The organism is Lysinibacillus irui, from assembly GCF_028877475.1.
In the GTDB taxonomy this organism is placed as follows: domain Bacteria; phylum Bacillota; class Bacilli; order Bacillales_A; family Planococcaceae; genus Lysinibacillus; species Lysinibacillus irui.
Window position 1 is genome coordinate 3,406,569 of sequence record NZ_CP113527.1, and the last position, 12,428, is coordinate 3,418,996.

A 12,428-nucleotide genomic window follows, 5' to 3' on the forward strand; every position below is an offset into this window, starting at 1 on the left:
TCTTTTTTATTTTATGTAAAGATAGGTGTCAAGACAACTGTAAAGAAGGTATAACTATGGATGTAAAGACAGACGTCCTTATCATCGGCAGTGGTATTGCAGCACTTCAGGCTGCTTTACTACTCGAAGAACATTTTCAAATACAAATTGTTACAAAATCTTCTGTTTATATGAGTAGCTCTTATCGTGCACAAGGTGGTATAGCAGCCGTTACAAGCAAAGAAGATCATATTAAACATCATATTGCTGATACATTGAAAGCTGGAGAATATCATCATGAAAAAAGAAATGTGGAAACACTTATAGAAGACGGCACTAAAATTATGCAGAACTATTTAAAAACTGGTCTCCCAATTGATCGTCACCTCGATGGAAAACCTGTTCTAGGACTAGAGGGGGCACATAGTCATCATCGTATTTTACATGCAGGTGGTGATCGAACTGGTCAAATTTTCATAGATTATTTGCTTCATAAACTTTCACCCAAAACAAAGGTCAATTGTTATGAAATGGCTTATGAGCTTTTACTGAATACAGATGGTGATTGTATAGGTGTACTCACTAAAGGCGAAAAAGGGATTAAACGCTATTTGGCTCATCATGTTATTTTAGCCACAGGAGGTGCAGGGGCACTTTATTCAAGCACATCCAATTATCCAAACAATACAGGAGATGGTATTGCTTTAGCATTTCGTGCAGGCGCTGCGATCAGTGATATGGAATTTATGCAGTTTCATCCAAGTTTACTATGGTGTGAAAATAAGGCAAAAGGTTTAATCTCCGAAGCTGTACGAGGTGCAGGCGGTACCTTTGTAGATGCACAGTGTAAACCTATTATGAAAGGCTTACATCCACAAGGTGACTTAGCCCCTAGGCATATTACGGCACACGCACTATTTACTAAACGTGCTGCTGGGGAGGAAACGTTTATTGATATTGCCACCATCCAAAACTTTGATGCAAAATTCCCAGCAATTGCTCAGCTCTGCTATGACAATCAAGTTCATTTGCAAGATGGTTTAATCCCTGTGGCTCCAGGTAGTCATTTTTTAATGGGTGGTGTTATTGCTGATGACAACGGTAGAACTACTATCCCAAACTTATATGCAGTTGGTGAAGTGGCTTGTACAGGTGTCCATGGAGCGAACCGTTTAGCAAGTAATTCTCTATTGGAGGGCATTACATTTGGTCAAAAAATGGCGTATTTCATTATTCAACAAGGTTGTCATCAAAAAAATTTTTTACTTGACCAACCTCAATATGCTGATAAAAAACCACCTTTATTTAGCAAACAGCAATTACAGCAACGTATGATGCAGTTTGTAGGCATCGTTAGAAATATCGATGATTTACAGTACTTTGTTCAGCAACTCCCCTCTCTACAATCTCTTCTTCACACTAATCTAGAGGGTATGGAGCAAGCAGAATTGGAACTATTTATGATGCATGTTGTCGCAACACTGATGACACATGCGGCCATTATAAGAACTGAAACACGTGGTGCCCACATACGTACAGATAAATCCGAAATGGATGCACAATGGGCAAGCCGGTGGATTATTTTTTCGCAAGGACAATTGAAAGTGAGGAACTCATTGTATGAATATCATCAAACTCGAGGAAATGCTCAAACAGTTTTTTAATGAAGATTTAGGTGATGGGGATTTATCGAGTGAATTTATTTTTTCAGCCGAACAACAGGGATCTTTTTCGTTTTATGCTAAAGAAAAAGGAATTTTTTGCGGAGCTCTCATTATTGAGCATGGCTTTCTTCTACTAGATCGTTCTATGGAAATTTATCTTCATAAAAAGGATGGAGAGACAGTAGATGCAGGCGATATACTAGCCGTGATAAAAGGTCCCTTACAAAAATTGTTAATAGGCGAACGTGTCATCTTAAATCTTATTCAACGTATGTCTGCCATTGCAACAGCTACTCACCAAGCAGTCCAAGAAACGATAGGTACGCATGCGAAAATATGTGATACTCGTAAAACAATGCCTGGCATGCGTATGCTTGATAAATATGCAGTGAGAGTCGGTGGTGCTTTTAATCATCGAAATGGACTGTATGATGCCATCATGTTAAAAGATAATCATCTTGCCTTTGCAGGTAGTATAACAAAAGCTGTTCAGACCGCTAGAGAGAAAGTCGGTCATACCGTGAAAATTGAAGTAGAAATTGAAACAAAGGAACAGCTAGATGAAGCCATCATTGCTGGAGTAGATATCATTATGTTTGATAACCGCAGTCCAGAAGAAATTCGAGATTGGCTTCCTTCTGTCCCCCCTACTATTGCAACAGAAGCTTCAGGGGGTATCACACTGGATAATTTAAAGGCTTATGCACAGTCAGGTGTTCAGTGGATTTCACTTGGTTCATTAACCCATTCTGTCAAAGCTTTTGATATTAGTGCACTTGTTCAAATGAAAGGAGCTCATTCCCTTGTCCATCACTAGTTTATTACAACAGACGACACTACTTCCTGAGCATTATCGGACATTATCCGTAGAGGAAATGGAATCTCGTATTTTAGCAATAAAGAAAAAATTAGGCTCTAAACTTTTTATCCCAGGACACCATTATCAAAAAGATGAGGTTATTCAATTTGCTGATGCAACTGGTGATTCTCTACAACTAGCTCAATTATCTGCCGCTAATAAGGAGGCTGAACATATCGTATTTTGTGGTGTACATTTTATGGCAGAAACGGCAGACATGCTGACAATGAAACAGCAACATGTCTATTTACCAGATATGCGTGCAGGCTGTTCGATGGCTGATATGGCGAATATTTATCAAACAGAACAAGCATGGCCAATCCTTCAACAGCTCTTTGGCGATACGATTATTCCTCTAACTTATGTCAATTCAACCGCGGCCATTAAAGCCTTTACGGGACGACATGGTGGTGCCTGTGTTACATCATCGAATGCAAGGGAGCTTGTTCAATGGGCATTTACACAAAAACAGCGTATTTTCTTTTTACCCGATCAACATTTAGGGAGAAATACCGCCTATGATTTAGGTATTCCCCTTGAAAATATGGCCGTTTGGAATCCTCATAAAAATATGCTCGAAACTAAGGAATCACTTGAAAACATCCAGGTTATTCTGTGGAAGGGTCATTGTTCTGTGCATGAGGGGTTTACAGTTCAACATACGGAAGTCATTCGCAAAGAACATCCCACAATGAGAATTATTGTTCATCCAGAATGTAGTCGTGAAGTTGTTGCAGCAGCTGATGATGCCGGCTCGACAAAATACATTATTGATACAATCAATCGAGCACCAAGCGGATCTGCATGGGCCATTGGAACAGAAATGAACCTTGTCAATCGTATCATTAAGCAACATCCAGATAAACATATTATTTCGCTAAATGAAAATTTTTGTCCTTGTCTAACTATGAACCGAATAGACCTTCCACATTTACTATGGAGTCTTGAAAGTATTGAACAGGGGCAACCTCATAATCGTATACAAGTAGATGAACATACTACCGCTGAAGCACTTAGCTCACTTGAAAGAATGCTTGTACGGGGGTAACAAGAAGAATTTTAAAAGCAGACATGTTGTTGTATCAATATTTCTGCTTTTTTTGTAAAGTTAAGGAGTTATGAAAAACGTCGTTCATTTTTTGATATGACTTATACTTTTTCATTAAGGATGTTGGGAATTAAATGAAATCCATTTACTTGTAGAAATTGACATGGATTTATTTTCTATGATAATGTCGATTTGGAGGTGATAATCAATGGCTTTTCAATCGAAAAATATATTTATCAATTTACCAGTAAAAGATCTTAACAAATCAATCAACTTTTTTAAAGACTTAGGTTTTGAATTCAATCAACAATTTAGTGATGAAACAACAGCTTCAATGATTATTAGCGAAAATATCTTTGCATTAATAATGGTAGAAGAACGATTCAAAGGATTTACAAAGAAGGAGATTGCAGATACAGCTACTTCTGCAGAGGCGATATTATGTCTTTCCGCTGAAAACCGAGAACAAGTAGATCAATTAGTAAATAAAGCACTAGCCTCTGGTGGTAAACCTTACAGTAAACCACAAGATCACGGATTTATGTACGGCTGGGGATTCCAAGATGTAGATGGGCATATTTGGGAAGTAGTATATATGGATGAAAGCGCACTAAATAATGAGTAATTATATATCTATCTAAATATAAAAAAAACAGTAGCTGCAAATGCAGTTACTGTTTTTTAGTATGACCCGTACGGGATTCGAACCCGTGTTACCGCCGTGAAAGGGCGGTGTCTTAACCACTTGACCAACGGGCCAATGGCGGAGAAGGAGGGATTTGAACCCTCGCGCCGGTTACCCGACCTACACCCTTAGCAGGGGCGCCTCTTCAGCCTCTTGAGTACTTCCCCAAATAAAAAATGGCTCCGAAGGCAGGACTCGAACCTGCGACAACCTGATTAACAGTCAGGTGCTACTACCAACTGAGCTACTTCGGAATAATGGTGGGCCTAAATGGACTCGAACCATCGACCTCACGCTTATCAGGCGTGCGCTCTAACCAGCTGAGCTATAGGCCCTTGGAGCGGGTGATGGGAATCGAACCCACGACATCAGCTTGGAAGGCTGAGGTTTTACCATTAAACTACACCCGCATAAATGGTGGGTCAGGACGGAATCGAACCGCCGACACTTAGAGCTTCAATCTAATGCTCTACCAACTGAGCTACTGACCCATTTCGTCCATGCTAAGCTTGCTCACTCTTTTGCTTCTCATGTTTTTCATTATAATAATGGCGGTCCCGACCGGGATCGAACCGGCGATCTCCTGCGTGACAGGCAGGCATGTTAACCGCTACACCACGGGACCTTTTGGTTGCGGGGGCCGGATTTGAACCAACGACCTTCGGGTTATGAGCCCGACGAGCTACCACTGCTCCACCCCGCGATAATGATATTCTGTTTCGAGTTTTTAAAGCACCATTTATAAAAATTTAAAACTGGAGGAGGTAGAGGGATTCGAACCCCCGCGCGGTGTTACCCGCCTGTCGGTTTTCAAGACCGATCCCTTCAGCCAGACTTGGGTATACCTCCGTTACACTATATAAATGGTGGACCTTGCAGGACTCGAACCTGCGACCGGACGGTTATGAGCCGTCTGCTCTAACCAACTGAGCTAAAGGTCCTTTAAGATGGCGGCAGAGGGGATCGAACCCCCGACCTTACGGGTATGAACCGTACGCTCTAGCCAGCTGAGCTACGCCGCCAGGATCTTTATACTGGTTATTTACTATGGTGGAGCCTAGCGGGATCGAACCGCTGACCTCCTGCGTGCAAGGCAGGCGCTCTCCCAGCTGAGCTAAGGCCCCATAATTTTAGGAAATGGTCGGGAAGACAGGATTCGAACCTGCGACCCCTTGGTCCCAAACCAAGTGCTCTACCAAGCTGAGCTACTTCCCGTTCGTTCTTTTGGCGCGCCCGACAGGAGTCGAACCCATAACCTTCTGATCCGTAGTCAGACGCTCTATCCAATTGAGCTACGGGCGCATAATAAATGGTGCCGAGGACCGGAATCGAACCGGTACGGTAGTCACCTACCGCAGGATTTTAAGTCCTGTGCGTCTGCCAGTTCCGCCACCCCGGCACATTTGGAGCGGAAGACGAGGTTCGAACTCGCGACCCCCACCTTGGCAAGGTGGTGTTCTACCACTGAACTACTTCCGCATGTGCATAAGTTTTTTTATCTGGCAATGAAAATAATGGTGCGGGTGAAGGGAGTCGAACCCCCACGCCTTGCGGCGCTAGATCCTAAGTCTAGTGCGTCTGCCAATTCCGCCACACCCGCTTATTATTATTTCAAAATGGTGAGCCATGAAGGACTCGAACCTTCGACCCTCTGATTAAAAGTCAGATGCTCTACCAACTGAGCTAATGGCTCGAAAAAATGGTGCCGGCTATAGGAATCGAACCCACGACCTACTGATTACAAGTCAGTTGCTCTACCTGCTGAGCTAAACCGGCATATGGTGGAGGATGACGGGCTCGAACCGCCGACCCCCTGCTTGTAAGGCAGGTGCTCTCCCAGCTGAGCTAATCCTCCTGGGTATTATGCCTAGCGACGTCCTACTCTCACAGGGGGAAGCCCCCAACTACCATCGGCGCTAAAGAGCTTAACTTCCGTGTTCGGTATGGGAACGGGTGTGACCTCTTTGCCATCATCACTAGACTTGCACGTAGATGTGCTGTCTTCTGCATTACAATAAGGATATAGCATTCTTAGCAGAAGTTCCTATATGTTAAGCTTCAAAATACAGTATGTATAAAAGCTCTTATGAAAGAGTTGTTCTTTCAAAACTGGATAAACGTACATTGACTGCTTCAAACAATTTGGTTAAGTCCTCGATCGATTAGTATTCGTCAGCTCCATGTGTCACCACACTTCCACCTCGAACCTATCTACCTCATCGTCTTTGAGGGATCTTACTTACTTGCGTAATGGGAAATCTCATCTTGAGGGGGGCTTCATGCTTAGATGCTTTCAGCACTTATCCCGTCCACACATAGCTACCCAGCGATGCCTTTGGCAAGACAACTGGTACACCAGCGGTGTGTCCATCCCGGTCCTCTCGTACTAAGGACAGCTCCTCTCAAATTTCCTACGCCCACGACGGATAGGGACCGAACTGTCTCACGACGTTCTGAACCCAGCTCGCGTACCGCTTTAATGGGCGAACAGCCCAACCCTTGGGACCGACTACAGCCCCAGGATGCGATGAGCCGACATCGAGGTGCCAAACCTCCCCGTCGATGTGGACTCTTGGGGGAGATAAGCCTGTTATCCCCGGGGTAGCTTTTATCCGTTGAGCGATGGCCCTTCCATGCGGAACCACCGGATCACTAAGCCCGTCTTTCGACCCTGCTCGACTTGTAGGTCTCGCAGTCAAGCTCCCTTGTGCCTTTACACTCTACGAATGATTTCCAACCATTCTGAGGGAACCTTTGGGCGCCTCCGTTACCTTTTAGGAGGCGACCGCCCCAGTCAAACTGTCCGCCTGACACTGTCTCCTGCCCCGCTAAGGGGCATGGGTTAGAATTTCAATACAACCAGGGTAGTATCCCACCGACGCCTCCTTCGAAGCTGGCGCTCCGAGATCTCTGGCTCCTACCTATCCTGTACAAGTTGTACCAAAATTCAATATCAGGCTACAGTAAAGCTCCACGGGGTCTTTCCGTCCTGTCGCGGGTAACCTGCATCTTCACAGGTACTATAATTTCACCGAGTCTCTCGTTGAGACAGTGCCCAGATCGTTACGCCTTTCGTGCGGGTCGGAACTTACCCGACAAGGAATTTCGCTACCTTAGGACCGTTATAGTTACGGCCGCCGTTTACTGGGGCTTCAATTCGCAGCTTCGCTTGCGCTAACCACTCCTCTTAACCTTCCAGCACCGGGCAGGCGTCAGCCCCTATACGTCACCTTACGGTTTTGCAGAGACCTGTGTTTTTGCTAAACAGTCGCCTGGGCCTATTCACTGCGGCTCTCATGCGCTTGCACGCTCAAGAGCACCCCTTCTCCCGAAGTTACGGGGTCATTTTGCCGAGTTCCTTAACGAGAGTTCTCTCGCACACCTTAGGATTCTCTCCTCGACTACCTGTGTCGGTTTGCGGTACGGGCACCTCTCACCTCGATAGAGGCTTTTCTTGGCAGTGTGAAATCAGGAACTTCGTCCATACGGACTCGCCATCACAGCTCAACGTTACAGTGTGCGGATTTGCCTACACACACGCCTTACTGCTTGGACGCGCATAACCAACAGCGCGCTTACCCTATCCTACTGCGTCCCCCCATTTCTCAAACGGTGAGGAGGTGGTACAGGAATATCAACCTGTTGTCCATCGCCTACGCCTGTCGGCCTCGGCTTAGGTCCCGACTAACCCTGAGCGGACGAGCCTTCCTCAGGAAACCTTAGTCATACGGTGGACGGGATTCTCACCCGTCTTTCGCTACTCATACCGGCATTCTCACTTCTAAGCGCTCCACCAGTCCTTCCGGTCTGACTTCAACGCACTTAGAACGCTCTCCTACCACTGACATCGTAGATGTCAATCCACAGCTTCGGTGAATCGTTTAGCCCCGATACATTTTCGGCGCAGCGTCACTCGACCAGTGAGCTATTACGCACTCTTTAAATGATGGCTGCTTCTAAGCCAACATCCTGGTTGTCTGTGCAACGCCACATCCTTTTCCACTTAACGATTACTTTGGGACCTTAGCTGGTGGTCTGGGCTGTTTCCCTTTTGACTACGGATCTTATCACTCGCAGTCTGACTCCCGTGTATAAATATCTGGCATTCGGAGTTTGTCTGAATTCGGTAAACCGGGATGGCCCCCTAGTCCAAACAGTGCTCTACCTCCAGTATTCTCATCACGAGGCTAGCCCTAAAGCTATTTCGGAGAGAACCAGCTATCTCCAAGTTCGATTGGAATTTCTCCGCTACCCACACCTCATCCCCGCACTTTTCAACGTGCGTGGGTTCGGGCCTCCAGTAAGTGTTACCTTACCTTCACCCTGGACATGGGTAGATCACCTGGTTTCGGGTCTACGACCACGTACTATTTCGCCCTATTCAGACTCGCTTTCGCTGCGGCTCCGCCTTCTAAAGCTTAACCTTGCACGTAATCGTAACTCGCCGGTTCATTCTACAAAAGGCACGCTATCACCCATTAACGGGCTCTAACTACTTGTAGGCACACGGTTTCAGGATCTCTTTCACTCCCCTCCCGGGGTGCTTTTCACCTTTCCCTCACGGTACTGGTTCACTATCGGTCACTAGGTAGTATTTAGCCTTGGGAGATGGTCCTCCCGGATTCCGACGGAATTTCACGTGTTCCGCCGTACTCAGGATCCACTCAGGAGAGAACGAACTTTCGACTACAGGGCTTTTACCTGCTCTGGCGGACCTTTCCAAGTCGCTTCATCTAACTCGCTCTTTTGTAACTCCGTATAGAGTGTCCTACAACCCCAAGAGGCAAGCCTCTTGGTTTGGGCTCTTCCCGTTTCGCTCGCCGCTACTCAGGGAATCGATTTTTCTTTCTCTTCCTCCAGGTACTTAGATGTTTCAGTTCCCTGGGTCTGCCTTCAAGACGCTATGTATTCACGTCAAGATACTACGCGATTAAACGTAGTGGGTTCCCCCATTCGGAAATCTCCGGATCAAAGCTCACTTACAGCTCCCCGAAGCATATCGGTGTTAGTGCCGTCCTTCTTCGGCTCCTAGTGCCAAGGCATTCGCCGTGCGCCCTTAATAACTTAACCTACAGCTTTCAATACACATCGCATTTCGTTGTCAGCTTCACTCGTTCAATCAGTCACGTACTGAAGTACGCTCCTTCATTCACTCGATTGCTTCCTAGAACTGCTTGTGTCTTGAAACCTTACTAATGTTATTAAGCCTATAAAAAACTTAAAAAATAAATGTGTTTGTTACAATTTCAATGTCGTTTTATCCAGTTTTCAAAGAACAAGTTTTGAAGTATTTCATTCGGAAGAATGAACCTTCAAAACTGAACGCAAAACGTAATCTTACAAACCCTAGGTTTGTATTCCGAAATAATCCTTAGAAAGGAGGTGATCCAGCCGCACCTTCCGATACGGCTACCTTGTTACGACTTCACCCCAATCATCTATCCCACCTTCGGCGGCTGGCTCCAAAAGGTTACCTCACCGACTTCGGGTGTTACAAACTCTCGTGGTGTGACGGGCGGTGTGTACAAGGCCCGGGAACGTATTCACCGCGGCATGCTGATCCGCGATTACTAGCGATTCCGGCTTCATGTAGGCGAGTTGCAGCCTACAATCCGAACTGAGAACGACTTTATCGGATTAGCTCCCTCTCGCGAGTTGGCAACCGTTTGTATCGTCCATTGTAGCACGTGTGTAGCCCAGGTCATAAGGGGCATGATGATTTGACGTCATCCCCACCTTCCTCCGGTTTGTCACCGGCAGTCACCTTAGAGTGCCCAACTAAATGATGGCAACTAAGATCAAGGGTTGCGCTCGTTGCGGGACTTAACCCAACATCTCACGACACGAGCTGACGACAACCATGCACCACCTGTCACCGTTGCCCCCGAAGGGGAAACTATATCTCTACAGTGGTCAACGGGATGTCAAGACCTGGTAAGGTTCTTCGCGTTGCTTCGAATTAAACCACATGCTCCACCGCTTGTGCGGGCCCCCGTCAATTCCTTTGAGTTTCAGTCTTGCGACCGTACTCCCCAGGCGGAGTGCTTAATGCGTTAGCTGCAGCACTAAGGGGCGGAAACCCCCTAACACTTAGCACTCATCGTTTACGGCGTGGACTACCAGGGTATCTAATCCTGTTTGCTCCCCACGCTTTCGCGCCTCAGCGTCAGTTACAGACCAGAAAGTCGCCTTCGCCACTGGTGTTCCTCCAAATCTCTACGCATTTCACCGCTACACTTGGAATTCCACTTTCCTCTTCTGCACTCAAGTCCCCCAGTTTCCAATGACCCTCCACGGTTGAGCCGTGGGCTTTCACATCAGACTTAAAGGACCGCCTGCGCGCGCTTTACGCCCAATAATTCCGGACAACGCTTGCCACCTACGTATTACCGCGGCTGCTGGCACGTAGTTAGCCGTGGCTTTCTAATAAGGTACCGTCAAGGTACAGCCAGTTACTACTGTACTTGTTCTTCCCTTACAACAGAGTTTTACGATCCGAAAACCTTCTTCACTCACGCGGCGTTGCTCCATCAGGCTTTCGCCCATTGTGGAAGATTCCCTACTGCTGCCTCCCGTAGGAGTCTGGGCCGTGTCTCAGTCCCAGTGTGGCCGATCACCCTCTCAGGTCGGCTACGCATCGTCGCCTTGGTGAGCCGTTACCTCACCAACTAGCTAATGCGCCGCGGGCCCATCCTATAGCGACAGCCGAAACCGTCTTTCAGTGTTCCACCATGAGGTGGAACAGATTATTCGGTATTAGCCCCGGTTTCCCGGAGTTATCCCAAACTATAAGGTAGGTTGCCCACGTGTTACTCACCCGTCCGCCGCTAACGTCAAAGGAGCAAGCTCCTTCTCTGTTCGCTCGACTTGCATGTATTAGGCACGCCGCCAGCGTTCGTCCTGAGCCAGGATCAAACTCTCCATAAAAGAAATTTGATTAGCTCAAATTGTTTTGCTGGCATCAATTTTGATGTCCAAAATTTTGTTTTGTTCACTAGCCGAAACTAGTTACTTAAAACTTTATTGATTACGTTTTGCTTGTTCAGTTTTCAAGGTTCATTTTGTTTAAGTCGTTTTAGCGACTTTACTATCATATCTCATTCTCAACGAGAAGTCAACAACTTTTTAAATTTCTTTTTTCAAGTGTTCCTTCTTGTTAAGGACAAGTAATAATATATAATATATCATTTTTAAAATCAAGCATTTTTCATAAAAAATTTAAAAATCTTTTTTATATCAATTACAAACAATAGGATTCCTACTAATACAATTAACCCACCAAAGATTTGGGTAACGATTAAATACTCCTTAAATATCCACAATGCTAAAAGAGCTGCACCAACCGGCTCAAAGAGAATAGCTATTGAAACAACATTCGTACTTACGTATTTAATAGACCAATTAAATAAAGTATGACCAAATAAATTAGGTATTAACGCTAATAAGACAAACCATAACCAATCAGAATAAGAATACGGTCCAAATGATTCTCCTTTAATTAGTACATAGATAAATAAAGTAATTGTACTCACTACATAAACAACCATTGTATAAGTCATTAACGATAATCTTTTGCGTACATCCTGTCCTAATAAAAAATAAGCTGTAGCAAGTGCACAAGCAATGAGCGCTAATATATCTCCGTAAAAAGCTGTCCCACTTACTTTAAAATCGCCCCAACTAATTAAAATACTTCCCGCAATAGCAATTGTTCCAGCAACGATTGTTTTCATCGTTATCTTTTCTTTAAAGAAAAAGTATGTCCCCACAAAGGCAAACAAAGGTTGTAGCGTTACCAGAACTGTTGAACTTGCGACAGAAGTATAGTTGAGTGACTCAAACCATAAAATAAAATGAAATGCTAAAAAGATTCCCGCGGCTGTGGAAAAAAGCCAATCACGCCTCTTTAATGTTGTAAGCTCCTTTGAATATCTCCCCAAAAACAATGGAAGCATTATTAAAACCGAAAATAGCATACGATAAAATGCTATAATGCCCGCTTCCGCTGATGCTAATTTCACGAAAATAGCGGACATAGATACTGAAATAACACCAATTACGATTGGAATGTACGGATGAATCTTCGGCTTCTCCATAAAATCACCTCCATCAATTTCGCTCTCCTATTTCTTACGAAAGAAAACAATTAAGTAACCCTCCCATTAATGAGAGAGCATTCCATACTAATGCTTC

Annotated in this window: 5 protein-coding genes, 20 tRNA genes and 3 rRNA genes; 4 read left to right on the forward strand and 24 right to left on the reverse strand. The window is 45.1% G+C overall.

The features are described 5' to 3' along the window. Positions 1–56: 56 nt before the first annotated feature. From nadB to OU989_RS17170, 4 genes are all read left to right on the forward strand, one after another. The gene (nadB, locus tag OU989_RS17155) at positions 57–1,643 is read left to right on the forward strand and encodes an L-aspartate oxidase (protein WP_274794195.1); all 1,587 of its coding nucleotides are present in this window, start codon (positions 57–59) and stop codon (positions 1,641–1,643) included. Continuing rightward, complete coding sequence (gene nadC / locus OU989_RS17160; RefSeq protein ID WP_274794196.1) at positions 1,600–2,460, forward strand: carboxylating nicotinate-nucleotide diphosphorylase; 861 nt, start codon at positions 1,600–1,602, stop codon at positions 2,458–2,460. The genes nadB and nadC overlap by 44 nt, the downstream gene beginning before the upstream one ends. Further along, positions 2,447–3,550 carry a quinolinate synthase NadA gene (gene nadA / locus OU989_RS17165; RefSeq protein ID WP_274794197.1) on the forward strand — a complete coding sequence of 368 codons (1,104 nt, stop codon included), beginning with the start codon at positions 2,447–2,449 and terminating at the stop codon, positions 3,548–3,550. The genes nadC and nadA overlap by 14 nt, the downstream gene beginning before the upstream one ends. 208 nt (positions 3,551–3,758) lie before the next feature. Next, entirely contained in the window at positions 3,759–4,175 is a 417-nt protein-coding gene (locus OU989_RS17170) for a VOC family protein (protein ID WP_274794198.1), read from the forward strand. A 62-nt stretch (positions 4,176–4,237) separates the two neighbouring features. On the opposite strand, the gene OU989_RS17175 is transcribed toward OU989_RS17170, so the two are convergent. The 24 genes from OU989_RS17175 to OU989_RS17290 all read right to left on the reverse strand — a co-directional run bounded on the left by OU989_RS17175 (position 4,238) and on the right by OU989_RS17290 (position 12,331). Next, positions 4,238–4,309 (reverse strand) — tRNA-Glu (locus tag OU989_RS17175). 2 nt (positions 4,310–4,311) lie between these two features. Next, a tRNA-Ser gene (locus tag OU989_RS17180) sits at positions 4,312–4,402 on the reverse strand. Positions 4,403–4,412: 10 nt separating this feature from the next. Next, a tRNA-Asn gene (locus OU989_RS17185) sits at positions 4,413–4,489 on the reverse strand. 4 nt (positions 4,490–4,493) lie between these two features. Continuing rightward, positions 4,494–4,570, reverse strand: a tRNA-Ile gene (locus OU989_RS17190). 1 nt (position 4,571) lies between these two features. After that, positions 4,572–4,645: transfer RNA gene (locus OU989_RS17195), tRNA-Gly, on the reverse strand. 5 nt (positions 4,646–4,650) lie between these two features. Next, positions 4,651–4,726, reverse strand: a tRNA-Phe gene (locus OU989_RS17200). A gap of 58 nt (positions 4,727–4,784) precedes the next feature. Further along, a tRNA-Asp gene (locus tag OU989_RS17205) sits at positions 4,785–4,860 on the reverse strand. 3 nt (positions 4,861–4,863) lie between these two features. Beyond that, positions 4,864–4,938: transfer RNA gene (locus OU989_RS17210), tRNA-Met, on the reverse strand. Between the two features lie 53 nt (positions 4,939–4,991). Then, a tRNA-Ser gene (locus OU989_RS17215) sits at positions 4,992–5,084 on the reverse strand. 15 nt (positions 5,085–5,099) lie between these two features. Then, positions 5,100–5,176, reverse strand: a tRNA-Ile gene (locus OU989_RS17220). Positions 5,177–5,183: 7 nt separating this feature from the next. Then, positions 5,184–5,257, reverse strand: a tRNA-Met gene (locus tag OU989_RS17225). Between the two features lie 26 nt (positions 5,258–5,283). Next, positions 5,284–5,359 (reverse strand) — tRNA-Ala (locus OU989_RS17230). 14 nt (positions 5,360–5,373) lie between these two features. Then, positions 5,374–5,450 (reverse strand) — tRNA-Pro (locus OU989_RS17235). A 10-nt stretch (positions 5,451–5,460) separates the two neighbouring features. Further along, positions 5,461–5,537, reverse strand: a tRNA-Arg gene (locus OU989_RS17240). A gap of 8 nt (positions 5,538–5,545) precedes the next feature. Next, positions 5,546–5,634 (reverse strand) — tRNA-Leu (locus OU989_RS17245). A 5-nt stretch (positions 5,635–5,639) separates the two neighbouring features. Beyond that, positions 5,640–5,714: transfer RNA gene (locus tag OU989_RS17250), tRNA-Gly, on the reverse strand. 36 nt (positions 5,715–5,750) lie between these two features. Further along, positions 5,751–5,835: transfer RNA gene (locus OU989_RS17255), tRNA-Leu, on the reverse strand. A gap of 17 nt (positions 5,836–5,852) precedes the next feature. Next, positions 5,853–5,928: transfer RNA gene (locus tag OU989_RS17260), tRNA-Lys, on the reverse strand. 7 nt (positions 5,929–5,935) lie between these two features. Further along, positions 5,936–6,011: transfer RNA gene (locus OU989_RS17265), tRNA-Thr, on the reverse strand. A gap of 3 nt (positions 6,012–6,014) precedes the next feature. Further along, positions 6,015–6,090 (reverse strand) — tRNA-Val (locus OU989_RS17270). Between the two features lie 10 nt (positions 6,091–6,100). After that, positions 6,101–6,216 (reverse strand): 5S ribosomal RNA (rrf, locus tag OU989_RS17275). Between the two features lie 161 nt (positions 6,217–6,377). Continuing rightward, a 23S ribosomal RNA gene (locus tag OU989_RS17280) occupies positions 6,378–9,305 on the reverse strand. A gap of 305 nt (positions 9,306–9,610) precedes the next feature. Then, positions 9,611–11,162: ribosomal RNA gene (locus OU989_RS17285) — 16S ribosomal RNA — on the reverse strand. Together the 16S, 23S and 5S rRNA genes with 20 tRNA genes alongside form the textbook arrangement of a ribosomal RNA operon. Positions 11,163–11,431: 269 nt before the next feature. Continuing rightward, positions 11,432–12,331, reverse strand: a complete 900-nt coding sequence (locus tag OU989_RS17290; RefSeq protein ID WP_274794199.1) for a DMT family transporter — start codon at positions 12,329–12,331, stop codon at positions 11,432–11,434. Between the last annotated feature and the right edge of the window lie 97 nt (positions 12,332–12,428).

Bases quoted from the DNA above. Each gene is read 5' to 3' on its own strand.
- nadB (WP_274794195.1), top strand. From the start codon at position 57: ATGGATGTAAAGACAGACGTCCTTATCATCGGCAGTGGTATTGCAGCA.
- OU989_RS17290 (WP_274794199.1), bottom strand. From the start codon at position 12,331: ATGGAGAAGCCGAAGATTCATCCGTACATTCCAATCGTAATTGGTGTT.
- OU989_RS17170 (WP_274794198.1), top strand. From the start codon at position 3,759: ATGGCTTTTCAATCGAAAAATATATTTATCAATTTACCAGTAAAAGAT.
- nadC (WP_274794196.1), top strand. From the start codon at position 1,600: ATGAATATCATCAAACTCGAGGAAATGCTCAAACAGTTTTTTAATGAA.